This window comes from Corynebacterium freneyi, from assembly GCF_030408835.1.
Classification (GTDB): domain Bacteria; phylum Actinomycetota; class Actinomycetes; order Mycobacteriales; family Mycobacteriaceae; genus Corynebacterium; species Corynebacterium freneyi.
In genome coordinates this window covers 1159898-1182134 of sequence record NZ_CP047357.1, presented here as the reverse complement: position 1 = coordinate 1182134, position 22237 = coordinate 1159898, and the positions used below count along the sequence as shown (strand labels likewise).

General features: G+C 72.5%; 11 protein-coding genes. 3 read left to right on the top strand and 8 right to left on the bottom strand.

Features of this window, described 5'->3' with window-relative positions:
- Positions 1-31: 31 nt before the first annotated feature.
- The 7 genes from CFREN_RS05325 to CFREN_RS05295 all read right to left on the bottom strand — a co-directional run bounded on the left by CFREN_RS05325 (position 32) and on the right by CFREN_RS05295 (position 18735).
- Entirely contained in the window at positions 32-5983 is a 5952-nt protein-coding gene (locus CFREN_RS05325) for a non-ribosomal peptide synthetase (RefSeq protein WP_209653342.1), read from the bottom strand.
- Positions 5980-9483 carry a non-ribosomal peptide synthetase gene (locus tag CFREN_RS05320; protein WP_209653344.1) on the bottom strand — a complete coding sequence of 1168 codons (3504 nt, stop codon included), beginning with the start codon at positions 9481-9483 and terminating at the stop codon, positions 5980-5982. The genes CFREN_RS05325 and CFREN_RS05320 overlap by 4 nt, the downstream gene beginning before the upstream one ends.
- Positions 9483-13838 carry a non-ribosomal peptide synthetase gene (locus CFREN_RS05315; RefSeq protein WP_070521305.1) on the bottom strand — a complete coding sequence of 1452 codons (4356 nt, stop codon included), beginning with the start codon at positions 13836-13838 and terminating at the stop codon, positions 9483-9485. Before CFREN_RS05315 ends, CFREN_RS05320 begins: the two co-directional genes overlap by 1 nt.
- The gene (locus tag CFREN_RS05310; RefSeq protein WP_209653346.1) at positions 13835-15205 is read right to left on the bottom strand and encodes an acyl carrier protein; all 1371 of its coding nucleotides are present in this window, start codon (positions 15203-15205) and stop codon (positions 13835-13837) included. The genes CFREN_RS05315 and CFREN_RS05310 overlap by 4 nt, the downstream gene beginning before the upstream one ends.
- A complete protein-coding gene (locus CFREN_RS05305) occupies positions 15202-16506 on the bottom strand; it encodes a SidA/IucD/PvdA family monooxygenase (protein WP_035122879.1) in 1305 nt (434 codons plus the stop codon). Before CFREN_RS05305 ends, CFREN_RS05310 begins: the two co-directional genes overlap by 4 nt.
- A 277-nt stretch (positions 16507-16783) precedes the next feature.
- Entirely contained in the window at positions 16784-17704 is a 921-nt protein-coding gene (locus tag CFREN_RS05300; RefSeq protein ID WP_035122877.1) for an esterase/lipase family protein, read from the bottom strand.
- A gap of 59 nt (positions 17705-17763) precedes the next feature.
- Positions 17764-18735 carry an ABC transporter substrate-binding protein gene (locus tag CFREN_RS05295; RefSeq protein WP_246580183.1) on the bottom strand — a complete coding sequence of 324 codons (972 nt, stop codon included), beginning with the start codon at positions 18733-18735 and terminating at the stop codon, positions 17764-17766.
- Positions 18736-18963: 228 nt separating this feature from the next.
- Here CFREN_RS05295 and CFREN_RS05290 point away from each other — a divergent pair, with 228 nt between their 5' ends.
- From CFREN_RS05290 to CFREN_RS05280, 3 genes are read left to right on the top strand one after another with little or no spacing between them, the layout of a single operon-like run.
- Positions 18964-19956, top strand: a complete 993-nt coding sequence (locus CFREN_RS05290) for a FecCD family ABC transporter permease (protein ID WP_035122875.1) — start codon at positions 18964-18966, stop codon at positions 19954-19956.
- Positions 19953-21053, top strand: a complete 1101-nt coding sequence (locus CFREN_RS05285; RefSeq protein ID WP_035122873.1) for a FecCD family ABC transporter permease — start codon at positions 19953-19955, stop codon at positions 21051-21053. Before CFREN_RS05290 ends, CFREN_RS05285 begins: the two co-directional genes overlap by 4 nt.
- Positions 21050-21835 carry an ABC transporter ATP-binding protein gene (locus CFREN_RS05280; protein WP_035122870.1) on the top strand — a complete coding sequence of 262 codons (786 nt, stop codon included), beginning with the start codon at positions 21050-21052 and terminating at the stop codon, positions 21833-21835. Before CFREN_RS05285 ends, CFREN_RS05280 begins: the two co-directional genes overlap by 4 nt.
- Here CFREN_RS05280 and CFREN_RS05275 read toward each other — a convergent pair.
- Positions 21819-22217, bottom strand: coding sequence for a chorismate mutase (locus CFREN_RS05275; RefSeq protein ID WP_052054332.1), 399 nt, complete (start codon positions 22215-22217; stop codon positions 21819-21821). The genes CFREN_RS05280 and CFREN_RS05275 overlap by 17 nt on opposite strands.
- Positions 22218-22237 lie beyond the last annotated feature (20 nt).

Sequence of the window (22237 nt, the reverse complement as noted above, 5' to 3'; positions counted from 1 at the left end):
AAGTGTGTGATTCGGGTCCCGGTCGGGGTCGTCAGCGGAGAATCCCCCCGAGGGCCATGGCATCGAATTCGTCGGGCACGGGCCCGTCCGCGATCGCCGCGTCCGGGGCGTCGGCGATGGCGCGCACGCACCCGAGGAAGAGCTTTTCGATGACCTCCGCCGCGGCGTCGTCGATGACGCCCGCGGCGAAGGTGAACAGGAACCGGGTCCCCGCTCCCCCGATGACGGAGTCCCCGGGGAACACCATCAGCAGCGCCGCGTTGTCCGTGGTGCCGCCCGGGTCGGTGCCGACGTGGCCCAGCCCGCAGGACTCCAGGATCGACGCGAGCCGGTCCTGGTGCGGGGGGTAGGACTGGTGCACGAACATGGTGTCGAACAACCGGCGCGCGCCCGTGACGGACAGCGCCCGGGTCATGGGGAAATGGTCGTGGCCCAGCAGCGGCAGGCGCTCGTCGCGCATCTGCGCCAGCGCGCCGGCCCAGGTGCCGGAGGGGTCGACCGACGCCGGGACGGCGACGAGGTTGGCGAAGCAGCCGATGCCCTCCGCCACTCCGGCGATGGAGGGATCGCGCCCGGACACGACCTCCCCGAACACGACGTCGTCCCTGCCGAGGACGATCCCGAGGGTCCGCGCCCACGCCGCCTGGTAGGCGACGGCCGGGGTGACCCCGAGTCGGCGGGTGACCGCGTGGAGCCGGTCCACGACGTCCTGGCCGACCGAGCTCATCCGCGACGACTGACCCGCCCGGGTGGGCGTGGCCTCCGGCCCGACCAGCGCCGGGACGACCCCGCGCAGCCTGGCTTCCCAGGCCCTCCGGGCCTCCGGCCCGTCTTCCGCGATCGCCTCGAGCAGCGCCGGGAACGCCCCGGGGTCGCCGATGCGGCCGACGCCCGGGTCGGCCCCGATCTCTCGGGCGTATTCGGCGAAGATGGCCAAGGGCAGCAGCTGCCCGGTCCAACCGTCGGTGAGGATGTGGTGGGCCGAGATGAGCACCAGCGTCTCGCCGTCGGCGCCGTCGCCGGGGTGCGCGACCGTGATCCGCAGCAGGGGCGCGGCGGCGAAGTCGAATCCCTCGGCGGCGTCGGCGGCGATGAGGTCGGGGGCCCGGTTCGCGTCGCGGACCCGGCAGCCGAACGCGCCGCAGGGCCTGACGACGCCCACCGGGGTGCCGTCCACCGTGGCCGCGGGTTGGATGCGCAGGTTGGGGAACCGCCGCAGCACGGCGCCGACGGCTCGGCCCAGAGCCGCGGCATCGACGCGGCCGCGCACGCGCAGCGGCGTCTGCACCGCGTATCCCGCGGGATCGCCCGAGGTCAGCGACGAAAGCATCAGCCCTTCCTGCATCGGCGTCAGCGGCAGCACGTCCTCGATCTCGCCGCCCCAGGCGCGGACGTCGGCGTCCGTGATGCCGGGGGCGGTGAAATCGGCGGGTGCGCGCCGGGCATCCCCCGTCGCCGCCGCGGCCGCGATGTCCGCCAGCGCGGCCCCGAGCTCCCGGCCGACGTCCGCGGCGCCGGGTGCGCCGGGCACCTCCGCGGCGACCCTGATGGTCGCGGCCAGCAGCCCGTCCGCGCCGACGTGCGACATCACGTCGATGACGTTGGGCAGCGGCGCCGACGCATCGGCCGCGCCGATGAGGGCGGGGGCTTCCGGGGCGGGCGCGAAGTCCCCTTCCCGGGCATCGGAGGCGACGGTCCCGAGGTGGTTCAGGCAGGCGATGGGCCGGGGCGCCGGTCGCCCGCCCACCCACATGGCGCAGCCGTGGACGTGGACGTCATCGGGCAGGCGCCGGCGGGCCCGGCGCACGGCGTGCACCGCGGCGACGGGGTCGAGGCCGTCGCCGACCTCCACCGCGACGGGGTACGCGGCGGTGAACCAGCCCACCGCGTCGGGCGGCACCGGTGGCACGGAGCCGGTCGCGTCGCGGCCGTGGGATTCAAGGGTCATCCCGACCGTGCCGTCGGCGTCGAGGCCCAGACGGCGCAGCGCCATGGCCAGCCCGGCGATGAGCAGGTCCTGCCCGCGGCACCCGAAGGCCCGCTCCACGCCGGCAGCGAGTGCGGCGGACGACGCTTCGGGCATGGTGATCTCCGCGATGTCGACCGTCGCTTCGGTGTCGCGGGCCGGGTCGATGGCCAGCGTCCCCGATGCGTCCGCGGCGATCTTCTCCCAGGCGGCGAGATCTTCGTCGAGTTCGCCCGACAGGGTGGCGGCGCGCAGGCGGCGCGCATGGTCCGCGACGGCCGCTTCCGGCCGGCGGGCGGCGGCGGTGTGCTTTGCGACGCCGCGGAGATCGCGGAAGTCGTCGATGAGGGTCTCCCAGGACACCGCGTCGACGACGAGGTGATGGGCGACCAGCACGATGCGGCGCCCGGCGGGGAGTTCGGCCACCGCGCCGGCGAGCATCGTCCCGCGGGCGGGATCGAGCCGGGAGGCGAGCTCCCCGATCAGTTCCCCGGCCCCGTCCGCGGCGGCGACCTCCGCCTCCGCCTCCGCCATCGTGAATGGTTCGGCGCCGGCGGGCGGCTCCGCGAACATCGGCCATCCGCCGTCGCCGGCCACCGCGCGGGAGAGGATGGGGTGGAGCCCGGCCAGGCGTTCCAGAACCTCCGACAGCCGTTCCGCGCCGAAATCCGCCGGCGCGGTCAGCAGCCGCGCCTGGCACAGGCCACCGCCGCCGGGGGCCGACTCCAGCAGCGCCGCGGCCAACGGATGGACGGGAGCCGGCGCGGCGAATCCCCCGCCGTCCGCCCCGTCGGCGGGATCGGTCGCGGACACCGGCCGCGCGGCGGCGGCCACGGTGCGGACGGTCCCGCCGCCGAGGATGTCGCGCACCTCGGCCTCCCAGCCGCTGCGGCGCAACAGCGAGATCGCGCGGATCGCCGTGATGGAATCGCCCCCGAGCTCGATCAGCCCGGACTGCGCGGTCGGCCGGACATCCTTCCCGATGGCGCGCGCGAACGCATCGGCGACGGCCAGCTCGGCCGCCCCGCGCGGTTCGTCGGCGTCGCCTCCGGCGGCATGTGCGCCCGGGGGTTCCGGCAGGGCCGCGCGGTCGAGTTTCCCGGTCGCGGTCGTGGGGAGGGAATCCACTGCGACGATCGTCCTGGGCACCATGTACGCGGGCAGGGCCCGGTCCAGCTCCGCGAGAATGGCGCGCTCGTCCGGCTTTCCGCCGTCGGCCGCGACCACGTAGCCCACGAGCCGCGCCGGTGCGCCGGTTACCCCGAAGAGCCGGCACGCGCCGGCCGCGACCCCGTGCACCCTGCACAGCGCCGCGTCGATGTCGAGCAGTTCCACCCTGTTGCCCCGGATCTTCACCTGGTCGCCGATGCGGCCGAGGAAGCGCAGCATGCCGTCGGCTCCCCATTTCGCCACGTCGCCGGTGCGGTACAGGGTTCCGCCGGGTTCGAAGGGGTCGTCCACGAAGGCATCCGCGGTGGCGTCCGGGGCCCCGTGATACCCGTGGCCGACCTGCACCCCGCCGATGCACAGCTCGCCGGCCTCGCCGACGGGCAGCTCCCGCAGGTTTTCGTCCAGGACGTGGAGGTCGTTGTTGTCCTCGGCGGCGCCGAGCAGGAAGCCGTCCTCCGGGAAATCATCGCCGTATTCCACCCAGGCGACGTCCATCGCAGTTTCGCTCGGGCCGTAGAGGCCGTGCACGCGGCAGCCGATCTCCGCCCTCGCCCGGCGCGCGAGATCGGTGGGCACCGCTTCGCCGCCGAGCAGCAGGTGGCGCAGCGTCCTCAGCCGCCCGGCCGCGCCCGCCGCGAGCAGCTCGCGCAGCAGGCCGGGCACCAGCGACAGCACCGTGACCCGGTGTTCCTCGATCATCGAGGCAAGGCCCTCGGCGTCCCCCGCCCACCAATCGGCCGGGGGAATCACGGCCGTGCCCCCGGAAGTCAGGGCCAGCAGCACTTCGCCCATGCCCACGTCGAACGAGATCGGCGCCTTGTGCAGCATCCGGATCGGGCCGTCGCCGAAGGTGCGGGCCATCCACTGCAGATGGGACGCGACGCCCCGGTGGTGGTTGACCACTCCCTTGGGCCGGCCCGTCGTCCCCGACGTGTAAATGAGGTAGACCGGGTCGTCGCCGCGGATGGGCCGCGCCGGAACGAATTCGGGCGTTCCGGCTTCCGGCCCCTCCTCATCGATACGCTCCACGTCGATGATCGCGGCCGCCGTGTCCGGCAGCGGGACATCGCCGGCGCGGACGATGGCCGCGGGTGCGGCGTCGTCGAGCATCATCCGGATCCGCTCGGCGGGGTACCGGGGATCCACCGGGACCACCGCCGCGCCCGTGCGGATCACGGCGGTGATCGCGCAGGGCAGCCACGAACCGCGTTCGGCGACGACGGCGACGATCTCGCCGGCGCGCGCCCCCGCCTCCGCGAGCCGCGCGGCCAAGGCCGAGACCCGCGCATCGAACTCGGCGTAGGTGAGAGTGCGGTCCTCCGCGACCACCGCCACCGCATCCGGCGACGCGGCCGACGCCGCGCGGATCATCGCGTCGACGTCGCCGGGCTCGACCGGCACCCGGCGGCCCCGGCCCATCGCGGAGGCGGGCGCGGCGGCCGACTCGATCTCGGCCCGCGCCACCTGCGCCAATTCCTCCGTCGGCACGTCGGCGCCCGCGTTCGACAGCACCGCGGCCAACGCCCGTTGCAGGGCCCGCGCCCCCTCGGCCGACACGGAGTCCAGGCGGTGGGTCATCTGGACCTCCACCCGGCCCGGGTGCATGAACGCCTCCGTGGCCACCGCGTGGAGCGCGGCATCGGCGTGGACCAGCTCCCACGAGGTCTCCGCGCCCGGCAGCCGCGGCCCGGCGATGCCCTCGTGGAGGAAGAGGACGAGCACCGGGAACAGGGTCTCCCCCGCCGCCCGGTCGACCCCCGCGATGGCGGCGATCCGATCGAACGGGATGGATTTCGCCGACATCGCGCCGGTGATGGACCGCGCGGCCCGCAGCACCAGATCGCCGAACGTCTCCGCTCCCCCGTCCGAGATCCGGATGGGCACCTGGTTGCTGAAGTTGCCGATCAGCTCATCCGCGCCGACGGCCTCCCGGTTGGCCACCGTCGTGCCGGTCACCGTGTCCCGCGCCCCGGTCACCGCGCGCAGCACCAGATGATGCGCCGCGAGGAACACGGCGAACGGGGTCACCGACGACTCCTCCGCGATGGCCGTCAGCGCCCGCGCGGCGTCGTCGGGAAGCACTGCGTCGACCCGTCCACCGGCGTTCGGGGGAGCATCCGCGGCCCCGCCGAGCATCGGCCTCATCTGCGGCACACCGTCCGGGAACACGGAACGCCAATGGTCCTCTCCGGAAGCGTCCGGATGGGTCGCCTCCCATTCCGCGAAGTCGGCGACCTGGACGGCCAACGGCGGGACGGAGCCGTCCCCCTCGGTGGGCCGGCCGGTGCGCAGCCGATACGCGCGGGCGACGTCCCGGGCCAGCACGGGCATGGTCATCCCGTCCCAGGCGATGTGCTGGATCACCATCACCGCATCCACCCGCCCGGGGCCCCGTTCGCAGATGGCCAAGCGCAGCGGCGACTGCGCCGCCAGGTCGAAGGGCCGGCGGACCTGCTCGGCGGCCAGCGCATCGACGGCGGCGTCGCCCGCGTCGCCCGGCGGCATCGCGTGCCGGGTGATCTCCGGTTCGAGGTCGGCGTGGATGCGCTGTTGCAGGGCTCCTTCGTCGTCTGCGTGATACGTCGTGCGCAGCACTTCGTGCCTGTCGACGAGATCCCCGAAGGCCCCCGCGAGCGCTTCGGCGTCGATGCGGCCCTCGAAGGTGAACTTCAGGCAGAGGTTGTACGACACGTCGTCCGGGTCGAGCGCCGAGGCCAGCCACACGGATTTCTGCGCCGCCGACGCGGGCGCCCGATCCGGCAGCGACCGGGCCGGGCGGTCGGCCACCGTGCCGGATTCGCCGCGGTGCCGGGCCATCAGCCGCCGCACCTCTTCCAGGTCCCTCATCGCGCGTCCTCCCCGCCATCGGCGAACTCCATCAGCATCGCCGCCATCGCGGCGACGTCCCCCGGCGATCGGCCGGACTCGCTCACCCGCGCGGCGATGCCGCGCACCGTCCGCGCCTCGAAAACGTCCGCGACCGAGAACGCCGCGGCGTCGAGAAGCTCGCGGATCCGGGCGGTCAGGGTCGTGGCCAGGATCGAGTTGCCGCCGACGTCGAAGAAATCGTCCGCGGCGGAACAGCCGCCGGCCCCGGTCAGGGCCCCGAACAGGTAGGCCACCGCCGACTCGACCGGACCGTCCGGGGGCTCGGCGACGCCGCGCGGCCCACGGTCGACCAGCGCGGACACGGCGGACCGGTCCTTCTTGCCGTTGGCGGTCACGGGCAGCTCCTCGATGACGGCGATCGCATCCGGGATCATGTACTCCGGCACGATCCCCGCCAGCGCCGCGCGCGCCTCGGCGCCGGTGGGCACACGCCCGGCATCCGGCGCCGGCACGATCGCCGCGACGATCGCGCCATCGGCCCCGGTCGCCGCGGCACCGGAAACCCCGGGCAGAGATTCGAGCGCCGCCTCCACCTCGCCCAGCTCGACGCGGTAGCCGCGGATCTTCAGCTGACCGTCGGCGCGGCCGATGAACTCCACGCGCCCGTCGGGCAGCACGCGGCCCAGATCGCCCGTGCGATACCAATCCACGGAACCGGACCGGATGAACTTCAACGCGGTCAATTCCGGCATGCCGCGGTAGCCCCGCGCGACGGCGGCGCCGCCGATCCACACTTCGCCGATTACGTGATCGGGGCATTCCTCGCCGCGTTCGTTCACCACCTTCAGCTGGACCCCGTCCAGAGGCAGCCCGTACGGGACCGACGCGAAGTCGTCCGGGTAATCGGGCCCCACCTCCTCGCGGGTGGAGTGGATCGCCGCTTCGGTGGCGCCGCCCATGGCGATGAACCGGAGCCCCGGGACGCGCCTCGACAGGGCGCGGCCCAACGACGGCGGCACCCGATCACCTCCGGTGAGGATCAGCCGGACGCCCGCCAGCTCGTCGTCCGACGCGATGTCGTGGAGCATCCCCACCAGCCCGGGCGCGGCATTGACGACGGTGACGGAGTGCTCGCGGATCAGACGCGCCCATTCCGCCGCGTCGCGGGTCGACTCCTCGCCGACGAGCACCACGGCGCCGCCGACGGACAGCGGGAGCATCAGATCCAGGACGGAGAGGTCGAAGTCGAACGCCGACAGGGCGATGGTCCGGTCCTCCGGCCCGCACCCGAACCTCGACGCGATCGCGTCGATGGTGTGGGCCGCCGCGCCATGAGCGACCTCCACCCCCTTGGGCTCGCCGGTGGAACCCGAGGTGAACAGCACGTAGGCCAGGTCCTCCGGCCCCGCGCCGGCGTCCACGCCATCCGCCGCCCCGTCCGGGACGGCCGCGGGATCGACGACGGCGACCTCCGGGGGCAGTTCGCCGATGCGGGCCGGAGCGGCGATGACGTGCCGGGCACCGCCGCTCCGCAGAATCGCATCCCGGCGCGGACCCGGCTGCCCGACGCCGATGGGCAGGTAGGCGGCGCCCGCCATGAGGACGGCCAGGATCGCGGTGATCTGGCCGACTCCCCGGGGCAGGGACACTGCGACGACGTCTCCCGATCGGACCCCGCGACGGCGCAGTTCGGCCGCCAGCGCCGCGGCTCCGTCCGCCAATTCGCCGTAGGAGACGGCGCCGTCCGCGGACACGGCCGCGACCCGCTCCGGGGCCTCCTCCGCGCGGCGCAGGAACTCCCGGTGCAGCGTCCGCCGCCCGATCGCGGCGCCGCCATCGGCCGAGTCGCGGGCGATGGCCGCCCGGCGCGAGGCCTGCGCCGGGGGCAGCGGCACCGACAGCGGGCGGTTCCAGTCCGGGACATCGCGGGCGACCGCGTCGAGCAGGCGCGTGAACGCGCCGAACATGTCGCCGATGACGCCCTCGGGCAGGCAATCGCGCCGGACGTCCCAGTTGACCAACAGTCCCCCGTCCAATTCCACGACCTGGGCGTCGATGTCGACCTGCGGGCCCTGCGAAAGGATGTGCACGGGATCGCCGGCGATGTCCCGGACCCGGCTCGAGAAGACCTCGCCGAGATCGAGGCCGGACGTGAACACCACCGAGGCCATGACCGGCTCGCCCCGGTGGGCGCCGAGCGACCGGAGCACGTCGAGCCCCGTCACCGTCGAGTGCGAGGCCGCGAGATGGACTTCGCGGGACAGCGCCCGGACGCGGTCGAGGAACGATGCTCCCGGACCCGCGTCCACCCCGACGATCACGGAGTTCGTGAAGTCGCCGACGACGCCGCCGATGTCCGGGTGCACCTGCTCGCGGGCGAACAACGGCACGTTGAGCAGGAACCTCCGCTGCGTCGACCAGCGGGCGATGACCTCGGTGAACAACGTGGCCAGCACCATCGCCGGCGTCACGCCCGCGGCGTGGGCCGCATCGCCGAACCGGGCCACGTCGAGTGCCCCGACTCTGTGCTCGAGCCGGATGCTGCGCCGGGGGTCGGCGCGCCGGGCCTCCTCGACGAAGGGCAGGGCGGGGGGCGGCGGCAGTTCGGGCACCCGCGTTTCCCAGTACCGCGCGTCCTCCGGGTCCGGTCCGCCGGAATCCGCCATGGCCAGGCGGTACTCCCGGTACGTCACGCCGGGTCGCTCGGGGACGGTGCGGTCGTCGTCGCCGTCGGCGGGCTCCGTCCCGTGCGCCAGCTCGCTCCGGTAGATGCGCATGAGGTCGTCCAGGAGCGTGCGGTAGCTCATCGCGTCGCAGGCGAACATGTCGACGTCGACGTGCAGGCGATGGCGGTCCCCCGGCAGCAGCGTGAGGGTGAGGTCGATGACCTCGCCGGCATCCACGTCGAGTTTCTGGTGGCTCTTCGCCTCCCGCTTTTCCCGCAGCCGCCGCTCGATCTCCTCTTCCGGCAGGCAGGTCGCGTCGTCGATGGTCAGGGCCGGCCCGGGCGAGGCGGGCAGCACCCGCTGCCGCCCGTCGCCGAGCGCCCGGGTGCGGAGCATCGGGTGCAGGTCGATGAGGGCGCGGGCGGCGCGCTCCAGCGCCGCGGCGTCGATTCCCCCGCCATCGAACTCGACGTAGAGGTGCGCCGCGACTCCACCGAGGCCGAGGTCGTCGCGCCGGCCCACCCAGTAGGCGTGCTGCATGGGAGCCATGGGGAAAGGCTCGCCATCATCCTCGTCCGCGCCACCGGGGACGGTCATCCCGCCCGAGGGGTCCGCCCCACCTTCGGCGGCGGCGGATTCGCCGATGATCCGCAACCACGCTTCGGGCGTCGGCTCCAGCACCAGGGCCGAATAGTGGACGCCGCAACCTCTGCGGCGGAGTTCCTCGCTGATCCCGATCACGCCGAGGGAATCGAGGCCGAGGTTCACCAGATCATCGCCGGCGCCGATGTCGGCCGGGCTCACGCCGAGTTCTTCGGCGAGGATGCCGCGGAGGGTTTCCAGGTCAATCATTAGTCGTTTTCGTCTTTCTCGTTCATCGCCGATCCGGCGAAGGTTTCCAGCGCCCGAACGACGCCGGTGCGGAATCGTGCGGCCGCGTCCTCGCCGACGGCGGGGACGTCGATTTCGAACCGCAGGCCGAGCACGGGTCCCCCGGGGCCCCGGTCCATGGCCGCCGTGATCTGCGCTCCGTGGCACGGGGGGACGGCGGAATGGCCCGGTGCGCCGAATCGCCGGAAGAACTCCCCCTGGCCGATCAGCCGGCATTCGCGGGTCTCGGGCATCGCCATGTCCATGCGCCCGAGGTAGTTGACGTTCACGGCGCCCACCGCCGACGGATCCGTCGTCGGCGACGGCGGGGGCCCGCCGCCCGCGATGAAGCCCCTCGCGTCGGCCGCGGGAATGAGGACGGCTTCTTCGGCGGTCAACCAGCCGACCCGCCGATCGGCGCCACCGTCGGGGCGGCCCAGCGTGGTGCGGGTGATTGCCGTCATCCCCGATTCATCTGGGGTCGCGGCGACGGCGACGGCCGATTCCAGGACGTCCCGCAGGGATGCGCCGCGCTCGAGCGCCGCGCGTTCCACCGCGGCGGTGGTCGCGGCGTCGAGAACCTCGTGCCGGGCGCGGACGTCGGCGGGCCGGTCGACCCGCGGGTCCGCGTGCCGCAGCCCCACCGGGGGGACGGGCACCCGCCGGAACGGGCTGCCGGGGGCTTCCGTCTCGGACGGGCCGTGCGGGGCATCGCCGCGCGCTTCTTCGCCGAGGGGCGGCTGCCCGCCCAGGGCCAGCGCGAGATCCTCCAGGATGAAGCGCCACGACATCATGTCAACCGCGAGATGGGCGATGGTGACCACCAGCCAGGGTTCGGTTCCGCCGCCATAGGTGGCGGCCACCATCCGGCCGGCGGCCGGATCGAGTGCGCCGTGGTGGGCATCGAGGACGCCGCCCTCGTCCCGTTCGCCGGATCCGGCGATGCGGAAGACGAATTCCGGGTCCTCCCGCGGGATCAGCCGTGCCCGGGGGCCGGAATCGTCGTACCGGGCGCCGAGTGCGGGGTGCGCGCCGATCACGCGCCGCAACGCGGACTCGGCGGCATCGGCCGAGATGCCCGGGCGCAGGCGCAGGCCCTGTGAATGGGTCGATTCAACTGCTCCGCCGAGCACCGCGAACCGGGCCGCCAGCGGGGCCAGTTCGATCGGCCGGCCGGGGTCGGCGCCGGCAGCGGGAGCCGGGGGCTCGGCCGCGATCGGCCGGACGATCGCCGCCAGCGACCTGAGGTCCGCGGCGCCCAATGCCGGGGCCGCGCCGACGTCGAGTCCCTCGGCGCGCAGGCGCACGATGAGATCCATGACGCCGAGGCTGTCGATGCCGGCGTCGGCGAGACCGGAGGACAATGCGACGTCCATGCCCGTCATGGCGCGGACGCACCGGGCCACCGCCTTCTCCTCGGGAGTGGAGGGCGCCCCGTCGGTGCGCGCCATCTCTTCGCGGACCATCGCCGCCGCCGCGGCGGAGTCCAGTTTGCCGTTGCGGTTGAGCGGGATCGACGCGCATTCGACCACGGGCGAGGGCAGCAGGTACGACGGCAGCAGCTTCGCCGCCTCAGCCCGGATGTCCGCCACCGGCGACGATGCGACGACCAGGGCCGCCAGCCGCATCCGGTTGCCGACCCGGTGCGCGATCACTTCGGCGGCCTCGACTCCGTCGATGGAGCGGAGCACCACTCCGGCTTCGGCCGGTTCGACGCGGTAACCGTTGATCTTGATCTGCTCGTCTGCGCGCCCCCCGAACACCAGCAGCCCGTCGCCGCTGCGGCGGCGGACGATGTCCCCGGTGCGGTACCAGCGGCGGCCCTCACTTTCTACGAAGGAACGCCGCGTCAGTTCGGGCCGGCCGATGTAGCCGATCGCCAACTGCGGGCCCGAGATGATCAGTTCGCCCGACCCATCGGGCGGCACCGGGCGCAAACGGTGGTCGACGACGGCGACGGCCATCCCGTCCAACGGTCGCCCGATCGTCGGCTCCGGGTACTCGGACAAGGGGGCCATGAGGGCCTCGACCGTGGTTTCCGTCGGGCCGTAGCAGTTGATCGCCTCGAGGCCGGCCATGCCGCGCAGCCTCCGCCAGACGTCGCGGGAGATGGCCTCCCCGCCCAATGCGAGGACGGACAGGGGCGCGCCCTCCGCGAAGAACCCGGCGCGTTCCAGTTCCGCCAGCATCGACGGGGTGGTGTCGAAGACATCGATGGCGTTGTCGCGCAGGGCCGCGACCAGCCGCGCCGGATCCGAGCGGTCGGGGCCGTCCAGCATGACGACGGTCGCCCCGCTGAGCAGGGCGATCCCCGGCTGCCACGCGGCGTCGAACCCGGTCGACCAGCCATGCCCGACGCGCACTTGCCGCCCCAGTTCGGCGGCGAGCGGCGCCAGGATGTTCCGGCCGTGGTGCCGCCACAGATTGAGCAGCGCCCGGTGCGGAACCAGGACGCCCTTCGGCCGGCCCGTCGTGCCCGAGGTGAACACCGCGTACATGGGGTCCTCCGGTGCCGGGGCTTTCGTCCCGGCCGAAGCACGCAGCGGCCCCCACCAGCGCAGTTCGCCGGAGAGGTCCGGCATGGCCGTCGTCAAGCGCCAGTTGGCGTCCTCTTCCGACGACGGCGCGTTCCCGGGGTCGTCCTCCCCCAGGCAAGCGCGCACCCGGCCGGCGACGCCGTCGGCGGCCAACAGGTGGCGCGCCCCGGAATCCTCGATGATCGCCGCGGCGCGCTGCGGCGGCGAATCCGGATCGATGTGGATGGTGTGCGCCCCGAGGGCCGCCACCGCGAAGGGGGCCGCGAGCACGCGGCGATCCCGCGGCAGCATCACGGCCACGGCGTCGCCGGCGGAGACCCCGGCGGCGCGCAGCCCCGACGCCATCGCCTCGGCGAGCTCGGCCACGCCCCGGAAATCGACGGTCCCGTGCACGTCGACGATCGCGTCCGCACCGGGGCACTCGTCCGCGATGGCGCGCAGCGCTTCATCCGCCGTTTCCGGCCCCGGCCCGGGATCCGGCCGGGCGCCCCGGATGATCGGCGTCTCGGAATCGAGCAGTACGTCCACGGAAGCGAGCGAGCCCGCCCCCGCCAAACGGCCGAGAACCGCCACGAAGCGGCGCGCCATGATGTCCGGGTCGAATCCCGACCCGGGAGCCGATTCGACCCGCACCACCAGGCGCCCGCCCTCGATGACCGGCACGACCGTCAGCGGATAGTGGCTGGGAGAGTCGATGCGGTCCAGGCCCAGGCGCGCACCGCCGCCGCAATCGAAATCGTCGCCGTGGGCGGGGGCGTCCCCGCGCGGCGTGTTCTCGAAGACGAGGAGGGTGTCGAAAAGGTCGCCCGCGCCGATCGACTTGATGATGTCGGACATGCCGATGTGATCCGCGTCCCGCAGGGCTCCGGTGACCGACTGGAGACGGGCACCCGCCTCCGCGGGCGACGCATCGCCGACGTCCACGCGGACCGGGACCGTGGAAACCAGGCCCCCGATCATGCGGTCCGCACCGGGGATCGACGGGTGCCGGCCGGCGACGGTCTGCCCGAAGCACACGTCGTCGCGGCCCACGAGCCCCGACAGGATCCGCGCCCACGCCAACTGCATGAGTGTGTTCGCGGTCAAACCGGATTCCCGGGCGAAGGCCAGCAGCCCGGCGGTATCGGCCTCGCCGAGCACGACTTCGCCCACTTCGGGGGCGCCCGCCGGCCTTCCCGCGGGCCCCACCATCGGCATTTCGGCGAATCCGGAGAAGGCGCGGCGCCAGGCGTCGCGGGCTTCCCCGGGATCCGCCGCGGCCACCCAAGCGGCGTGATCGCGGATCGGCGGCGCCGGCGGCAGCTCGTCGGCCTCGTTTGCCATGGCCGCGACGATCTCGCCCAGGAAGATCGGGATCGACCATCCGTCAATGACGATGTGATGGACGGTGATCAGGATCCCCCACTCAGATTCACCGAGCCGGACGGCTTTGACCCTGGTCAACGGGCCCGCGATCGTGTCCAGGGGCCGGGCCTGCTCCCGCTCCGCATGCCGTTGCAATTCGGCGCCGGGATCCGCGGCCCCACGGGCGTCGATCTCGGACCAGTCGAACCGGGGCGCCCCGGGCACGACGAGCACGGGGTGGGGCACGCCGGCGGACAGCACCCGGCCCCCGAGGTGCGGATGGCGCCCGACGACGGTGCCAAGGGCCTCCCGAAAGCGATCGAGCGCTCCGGGACCGGTCAGCCGCAGCCGGAGGACGACCAGGTAAGGGTCATACTCTTCCGTTGCGGCGCCGGTCGCCCACAGGCCCGACTGCTGCGGGGTCAGCGCGACGACGTCGGCGATGGCACCCGTCATCGGTTCTCCTCCCCGAGCAGCGCCGAGAGCTGCTCGGCGCTGAGCCCGGACGCGGACATGGGTTCGGCGGACGCGGCCGTCTCCGCCGCCCCGCCGGCGGCATCCGTTCCGGACCCATCCGCGGCGCCGGGGCGCATCAGGCCGGCGAGCTCGCCGAGCACCGGATGCTCGAAAATGCCGCGGACCTCGAGGGACATCCCGCGCGCGGACAACGCGGCGCTGAGCCTCAACGCGGCCATGCTGTCGCCGCCGAGCCGGAAGAAGTCGTCGCCGGGGCCCGGCGCCTTTTCCTCCGGAAGGTCGAGGACTTCGGCCACCGCGGCGCACAGGACGCCGAGGTTCGCGCCGGCGGCGCCTCCGGGCGCCCCGGAGCCGGCTTCCGCGCCGGGTTCCGATGCGCCCAGTTCCGATGCGCCGGACGGGGCGGCCTTCTGCCCGGTCCCCTCGATCGCGGCGGTGACCGCGGCGAGGAGTGAGCGGGCGCCGGCCTGCCCGCCGCGGGCACGCACGCTCAGGGACACCGCGGAGGCGTCGCCGATGACCGCGTCGATTCCGGCCAGGCAAAATTCCGGCACGGGGGCGCGATCGTCGACGATCCGCGCCCCTCCGCAATCGTGGGGCGACCGAATGACGACGGCCACGGGAAACGGCGGCCTGCCCAGCGCCGCCACGATGCCGGGCAAACCCACACGGCGGACGCCATCGTCGGCCGCTGCGATCCGCGCGAGAGCTTCGGCGGCGGCGTCTTCGCGGGACTGCCCCGGCCGCGGCCGCACGCGAACGGGCAGGGGTTGCCCGGACCACGTGTCCGGGCCGGTCTCGGGGACGACCCCCACGACCGAATCGCGGGGTGCCCCGGTGCAGGCCGCGACTGCCGCGACCAACGCCGCGACGGGGTTCGCGCCCAACGCCTCGCGCGGCACCCTCCCCTTCGCCACGCCGATCGCCCGGTCCTCCTCGATGCCGGGCACTTCGGCGATGGCGGGCACGCCGACGGTCCCCTCCAGTTCATCGGTCCAGAACCGGGCGGCGTTCTCCGCCGCGTCGCCGGACGGAGTCGGGGCGGCGGTTACGCCGTCGCCCGACCCCGCGCAGATGCGATGTGCCACGGACGGCGCATCGTTCCCGCATACGGTCACCAGCGTTCCCGAGGGCCGGGGATGAACGGCGACGCGGGGCTCCCCGAGGTCCTCGCCGGCATCGGCGTCGGCGTCGGCGCAGAGAATCGCCGGCACCGGGGTGGACGGGTCATCCGCGACGCGCACGGATTCGGGGCCCACGACGGCCGCCGCGTCCGCCGCGACCCGGTCATGCGGCCGGTCCGGGCCGATGACGCGGGCGGCGAAGCGAGCCAGGGCCCGGCTCATGCCTTCACCTCCGCCCGGGCTTCGAGTGCGCGCTGCGCGGAGGCGGGCGGAAAACCGCCGAGGACGCGGTCCGACAGCTCGCCCAGGCAACTCAGGTTGGCGAACCCGGGGCCCTGCGCCATGCCCGCGAGGCCGGGCAGGAAGAGCTTCGGCGTCATCCCCTCGACCGAAAGGTCGCGGCCGATCACCGCCTCCACGGATTCGACCGCCAAGTCGCCCCCTGCGGCGACGCGGAGCTCGGCGACGATGTCGTCGCCGAGCAAGCCCGCGAACCACATCGGGGAGTTGCCGCGGGCGTCGATGACGAGGTCCGTGCTCAGCACCTGCGCCGAATGCCGGCTGTCGACGACGGTGACCGCGAGCGCGGGCCCGCCGTCGCCCGCCGCGTTCACTTTTTCGACGCGGCCGTGGACGTGATGCACCCGATCCTCGGCATGGAGGGATCCCTGCACGCGCCCGGAGAAGACACCGCGGTCGGTGCGGCGGATGACGTCCCGCCTCTCGTCGTCGTCCAACATCGCCCACTTCCGGGGATCGGTGTACAGGGCGTTCTCGAACTGGCTTTCACCGCGGGAGAAGATGGCGGCCAGGGGCGAAATGACGTCGATGATCTCGAGGTCGTGGCGCACGAGCTCGTCGATGACGCTGGCCGCGGTTTCCCCACCGCCGATCACCGAGACACGGGCGGCGTCGGGAAGCGAACCCGCCACCACCGTCTCCCAGAAGGCGGCCACGGAGAGCACCCCCGGGATCTCCGCGAATCGCCGGTCGCTGCGGCCCGGTCCGGTGATCATCAGGGCGTCGGCCGACATGGTGCGCGTGCCCCCGCCGACTTCGTCGATGGAGACGCTCCACGCCGCAGGATCGCCGGGGTGCCGCGACGCCCGGGTGACCGTTCCGGCGATGACGTCCATGCCGACCCGGCCGGCGACCCATTCGAGGTAGTCGGCCCACAGGTCATGGCGGGGGCAGGGGTTGCCGCGGTCGATCCATTCGGAGTAGCGGCCCGACTCGATGAGGTACTGGACCCATCCATTGGCCAGCAGGCGCTGATCGACCGCGGGACCCAGCGTTCCCGCGATCTCGGACCGGTACGGGAAGCCGATGTCCTTGGCCGGCGGGGTGCCCAGCAGGTGCTTGCCGTCGGTCCAGCCGCCGACCGCCCGCCAGTTCGCGCCGATCCCGTGCGGCTCGACCACGGTGACCTCCGGCGCATCCAGGCCGACTTCCCGCATTGCGTGCGCCTTGGCCGCGACGGCGACGGCCTTGGGCCCGGCGCCCACGATCATGAGGTTCGTCATCTGATTGGTTCCTTTCTGGGGGTGCGCCGCGTACGGCGGCCCCGGGGTGTCGGTTCCCGGCCTCCGGGGAAACCGGGGCCGGGCCAAAGCAAGATATTAGGTTGCCCTCGCTTGCTATGGCCAGGCTTTCCTCACTCTGTGGCAATAATCATATTTTCACTGCGGCATCCGCCCTGAACGGCCCCGGAAGGAAAGCCCCCGCGCACGCGAAAGCGGTGCCCGCCGAGGAGGAGGGCACCGCTTCATTTCCGCCGGGCCCATCGGCCCGGCCACCGGATCAGATGACCTTGGGGCCGTTTTCGACCGGCGGGACGTCCTTCAGGGACGGCGCCCCCGGCGGAGAATCGGGGGTCATGCACTTCATTTCCAGCGGACCCCCCTTCAGTGCGGAGGCGACGAGGGACTGCACCGACGGGGTCATCGTCATCGTCAGATGGACGACCGGATCATTCGGGCACAGGTCCTGTGTGACGATGTTGTAGTAGTCGCCCGGACCGTCCATCAGATTGATGCGGTAGGGCGAGGCATCGTATTCCAGGGTCGTCGTGATGTTGTAGTACCGGATGCCGGGCAACGCCTCGGACGGGGTGTTCAACCGGCGCACCTCATCACCCTCCGAGGACATTTCCAGGCAGGCGTCGGAGGGGTTCTTCGCCAGTTCCGGGGGCACGAGTAGCTCCAGCCCGGGCGGCGGGCACTGGCCGTTGCGCACCGCATCGGCCTGGAACGGCGACCCCTTGATCAGCCCCGAGAGGCTCACGACCTTTCGGACGTGGCGCGCTCCGTCGAAGTCCTTCAGCCAGTACCTCGTCACCAGGCCACCCTGCGAATACGTGACCACGTCGAACTTGTCGTGGCCGGTCTCGGCCTTGAGCTTCTCGATGAAAGCTGGAATCCGGGCCGAATTTCCCTTCACCGTGACATAGGGGCTGGTGGCGGGATCGGACGGCTCCCACACCATGAACGGGTGGACGTCCACGTCGAAGCGCCGCATCGAGGCGGCGAAGGCATCCGCCATTTGTTTCGGCTCGTTCGAGCCAGAGACGTAGATGACCGGCAGCTTCTCGGACTCATCGATCGACGCGGCGGGACCGGGGCCCCGCACGACGCCGGCTTCGGCGACCGGAGCCGCCGCGAAAGCCAGCGACATGCTCAGCGCGCACGCCACGGAGCAGCGCCGCAGCAGTTTCGAACTCATCGTTTGCACCTTTCTTCTGCACCTTTCTTCGGGCCCCGCCGGGCGGGGCCCGTCGGGGACTACTGCTTCGCGACCTTTTCGAGGGTCGGGCGGAGCTGCTCGAGCACCCAGGCGCGGCTGAGGGAACTCGGGTTGTTCAGCGCCTGCACCAGCACGGCATCGCCGAAGATGGTCGTGTCGTTCTTGACCTGGCGCAGGTCCGAGAAGCCGGGGATCGCGCGAATCTCGTCGGGACCGCCGGAGACGGCGTACACGGCCATGAAGTCGGCGTCGATCACGGAGATGTTCTCGGGGGACACCATGGCGCGGCCCGATCGCTGCGGGAGGGACGCGAAGGAATCGGGCACCTTCATGCCCAGGTCGTAGAGCGCGGAGTTGCCCGGCTCCTCCGGATCCGCGACCACTCCCATGCCCCGCTGCGGCGCGTACTGGGCGATGACGCCCGTCTTGCCCTCGAGCTTCGGCAGGTCCGACTTCACGGAGTCGAAGCGCCCGGCGTCTTCGTCGATGACCTTCTTCGCATCACCCTCCTTGCCGTAGATCTTGCCCAGGGCCTCCAGCTGCGGCTTCCAGCCGAGGGATTCGCCCTCCGCGCCGATGCCGCCGAGGGTCGGGGCGATCTCCTTGAGGTTCGTGTAGGTCTCCTGCGTGATCCGCCAGAAGTCGCCGACGATGAAGTCGGGCTTCGCGGCGGCGATCTTCTCGACGGGAACCGTGCGGAAATCGGGGACGTCGATGCGCTCGACCCCCTTCAGCGCCTCGGCGCGCCACGGGGCGCCCTTGTCCTCGGGGGTTTCGATGACCACGTCGGGGGTCACGCCCAGGGCGAGGAGATTGTCGACGGCGACGCCGGAGGCCACCACCTTGGCGGGCTTCACGGGGTATTCGTCGGTCCCCCACGCATGGGCGATGCTGACCGTTCCGGCGTCCTTCCGGTCGCCATCCGCGGGTTCATCGGCTTTCGAGCAGCCGGTCAGGAGGAGGCCGGCCGCCGCGACGATCGCCGCGGCTTTCCCAATGGTTCGCTTCACTGAATCTGGTTTCCTTAACTCGTTCCGGGGTGCGCCACCCGCGCCACGCACGGGATTTAGGCCCACCATTCACAGGCAATGCAGGCTTGCCTAACCTGAATGCTAGCCTATGTCCTAGCCAGCATCAATGGAACCCCTATTGCGGAGAATCACATGTCACACACAACCGTCCGGGCCCCGAGCGCCGGAGTCGCGGGCGCACCATGTCGCCGGCGCAGATCCGGCTGGATGATCGCGCTGCCCGTGCTCATCATCGCGGCCTCGGCAATGAGCCTGGCCATCGGCTCGAGGCCGATGTCGGCCGATCAACTGGCCGATGCCATCGGGCCGGCCCTGGAGTCCCTGCGCACCGGGTCGCGCGGCGGGTCGGACGGCGAGATCATCGCCAACCTCCGGGTGCCCCGCACCATCCTGGCGTTGTCCGTGGGCGCCGCGCTCGGCGTGGCGGGGGCGATCATCCAGGGCTACACCCGCAATCCCCTCGCGGAGCCCGGGATTCTCGGGATTTCCGCCGGCGCCGCCTTCGCGGTGGTCGCGGGGACGCTGCTCGCCGGGTCGCTGTCCACTCCGGCGACGGCCGCCCTGGCCTTCGTCGGCGCGGCGATCGCGGCATTCGCGGTGTTCGGCGTGACCTCCTTCGGGGGCGGGCTCAACCCGCTGACGCTCATCCTCGCGGGCGCAGCCATCACCGCCCTGCTCGCTTCGCTGACGTCCGCGCTGGTCCTGTCGGATGCGCGGGCCCTCGACCGGGTGCGGTTCTGGACGGTGGGGTCGGTGGCCGCCGGCGATCTGGGGGTGGCGCTGACCATCGCCCCAATTCTGGCGATCGGGATCCTCGCGGGATTCGCCACGGCCCCGACGCTCAATCTCCTGGCCCTGGGCGACGACGTCTCGGCGGGGCTCGGCGTCAACGTCCCGATGGCCCGGATCGCGGCGATGGTCATCGTCGCGGTTTTGGCCGGGGCCTCGACGGCCGCGGCGGGGCCGATCGGCTTCGTCGGGCTGATGGTCCCCCACCTGGTCCGCAGTTTCACGGGGCCGGACCATCGTTGGCTGCTGCCGGCCTCGGCGGCGGCCGGTGCCGCGCTGCTCACCTTCGCCGACGTGGTCGGGCGCGTGATCATCCCTTCGGGCGAACTCGAGGTCGGCGTCGTGCTCGCGTTCGTCGGCGCCCCGTTCTTCATCGCGGTCGTGCGCCGCAGGAAGTTGGTGACGGCATGACCCCCACATTGATCGGCCCACCGGTGGTGCCGGGGCGTCCGCCCCTGCGGTTCGCGGGCATGTCGGCGGTGTGGCGGCCGCGTGCGGCCCTCGCCGCCGGTGGCCTCGCGGTCCTGTGCTTGGCGACGGTCGTCGTCGGCCTGGGCATGGGCGACTACGCGATTTCGCCGGCCCGCGTCATCGAGGTCCTCTTCGGCGGCGGCTCCTCGCTGGACCGGACGGTGGTGCTGGGTTCGCGCCTGCCCCGGGTGGTGGGCGGCGTGATCGTGGGCGCTGCCCTGGGCATTGCCGGGGCGTTGACGCAGTCGATCGCGCGCAATGCGCTGGCCAGCCCCGATGTCCTGGGCATCACCGAAGGCGCCTCGGCGATGGCGGTGACGATCATCGTCGCGGGCACGGTTCTCGGCGGCGGCGGTTACGGGGCGGCGGCGCCGACGCTGTCGGGCGTCGGCATCCCGCTCGCCGCGTTCGCCGGCGCGTTGACGGTGACGGCGGCGATCTGGCTGCTGGCGTGGCGCCGCGGCGTGGATCCCTTCCGGCTGGTGCTGATCGGCATCGCCGTGTCGGCGCTGCTGCAGGCGTACATCATCTACTTGATGGCGGCGTCCGATTTGCGGGATGCGGCCGCGGCGCGGACCTGGCTGTCCGGCAGCCTGTCGGGGGCGTCGTGGTCGGGGCTGGCGGCGGTGGCGCTGTGCGTCGCCGTCGCCATGGGCCTGTTCGGGTGGATGGCGTTTCGCCTGTCCGTCCTGCAGCTCGGGCCGGCGACGGCGTCGGCCCTGGGCGGCCGGGTCCAGCTCAGCCTGGTCGCCCTGTTGCTCGTGGCCGTCGCATTGGCCGCGTCGTCGGTGGCCGCGGCGGGCCCGATCGGATTCGTGGCCTTCGTCGCGCCCCAGTTGGCGCTGCGGCTGGCCGGCGTACCGTCCCCTCCCCTGGCCACGTCCGCCGCGGCGGGTGCCGCGCTGGTGACGGTGGCCGACGTCATCGCCCGCGGCATCGCGCCGTGGGAATTGCCGGTGGGCATCGTCACCTCCGCCATCGGCGCCCCGTTCCTCATCCATCTGCTCATCCGCTCGAATCGGAGGACCAGCGCATGACCACAACGACCGAAATCGGAATCAGGGCACGCGGGCTGCGGGCCGGTTACGGCGGAGGCGTCATTCTCGATGGCGTCGACGTCGACATCCCCAAGGGGGCCGTCACCACGGTGATCGGCCCCAACGGCTGCGGGAAGTCGACGCTGCTGAAGTCATTGGCGCGCACGCACCCGGCGGAGGGCTCCCTGCACGTCGATGGGCGCGACGTGACGTCGGTGGCGAGGCGGGAGCTGGCCCGGATGGTGGGGATGCTCCCGCAGTCGCCGTTGGCCCCGGATGGAATCGTGGTGGCGGATCTCGTGTCCAGGGGGCGCCATCCGCATCAGAGTTGGCTGCGCCAGTGGTCGGGGTCGGACGAGATGGAGGTCGCGGAGGCCCTGTCCTTGACGGGCATCTCGGATCTGGCGGAGCGCCCGTTGTCGTCGTTGTCGGGAGGGCAACGCCAGCGGGTCTGGATTTCGATGGTGCTGGCCCAGCAGACGCCGACCCTGTTGCTCGATGAGCCGACCACGTACCTCGATCTGGCCCACGCCATCGACGTGCTCAAGCTGGTCGGCACTCTGCGGGACCGCCTGGGGCGCACGGTCGTGATGGTCCTCCACGACCTCAACCTGGCCGTGCGTCACTCGGATCATCTGGTGGTCATGCACGAGGGGGCGATCGCGGCGACCGGGTCGCCGGGGCAGGTGCTCACGGAGGGTTTGCTTGCCGACGTCTTCGGCCTGGATGCCCTCATCGTGGAGGATCCGGTTGCGGGCGGTCCCCTCATCGTCCCGCGGTGACCCGCGGGGCGGTGTCCCGGGCCCGCAACAGGCGGTGCGCCCCCAGCTGATGGTCGATGGATGCGGCGATCAGAGCGCGGTAGGTGGGTTCGGCGATGTCGCGGGACAGCCCGTTTTCATCCGCGAGGGCCTTCACCTTGCCCAGGACCTCGTCGACGCGTTCGGGCGCCCGCACCGCTTCTTCCCCGGATTCCCGTTTCACGAATGCGGCGAGGGTGACCCAGTGCTGGCGGCGTGCGAGCAGGGCGACGATCTCCTCGTCGAGTTCGTCAATGTTGCGGCGGAGGGTGCCCAGGGTGGCACCCGCTTCCCAGTCCGCCTTCGCCGAGGCCATTGCGCGCTCGAGGTCGAAGCCGTGCCGGGTGTGGTCTGCGTGGGACATGCTGAATCCTGACGGTGGAA

Bases quoted from the DNA above. Each gene is read 5' to 3' on its own strand.
- CFREN_RS05325 (WP_209653342.1), bottom strand. From the start codon at position 5,983: ATGAGGGACCTGGAAGAGGTGCGGCGGCTGATGGCCCGGCACCGCGGC.
- CFREN_RS05320 (WP_209653344.1), bottom strand. From the start codon at position 9,483: ATGATTGACCTGGAAACCCTCCGCGGCATCCTCGCCGAAGAACTCGGC.
- CFREN_RS05315 (WP_070521305.1), bottom strand. From the start codon at position 13,838: ATGACGGGTGCCATCGCCGACGTCGTCGCGCTGACCCCGCAGCAGTCG.
- CFREN_RS05310 (WP_209653346.1), bottom strand. From the start codon at position 15,205: ATGAGCCGGGCCCTGGCTCGCTTCGCCGCCCGCGTCATCGGCCCGGAC.
- CFREN_RS05305 (WP_035122879.1), bottom strand. From the start codon at position 16,506: ATGACGAACCTCATGATCGTGGGCGCCGGGCCCAAGGCCGTCGCCGTC.
- CFREN_RS05300 (WP_035122877.1), bottom strand. From the start codon at position 17,704: ATGAGTTCGAAACTGCTGCGGCGCTGCTCCGTGGCGTGCGCGCTGAGC.
- CFREN_RS05290 (WP_035122875.1), top strand. From the start codon at position 18,964: ATGATCGCGCTGCCCGTGCTCATCATCGCGGCCTCGGCAATGAGCCTG.
- CFREN_RS05285 (WP_035122873.1), top strand. From the start codon at position 19,953: ATGACCCCCACATTGATCGGCCCACCGGTGGTGCCGGGGCGTCCGCCC.
- CFREN_RS05280 (WP_035122870.1), top strand. From the start codon at position 21,050: ATGACCACAACGACCGAAATCGGAATCAGGGCACGCGGGCTGCGGGCC.
- CFREN_RS05275 (WP_052054332.1), bottom strand. From the start codon at position 22,217: ATGTCCCACGCAGACCACACCCGGCACGGCTTCGACCTCGAGCGCGCA.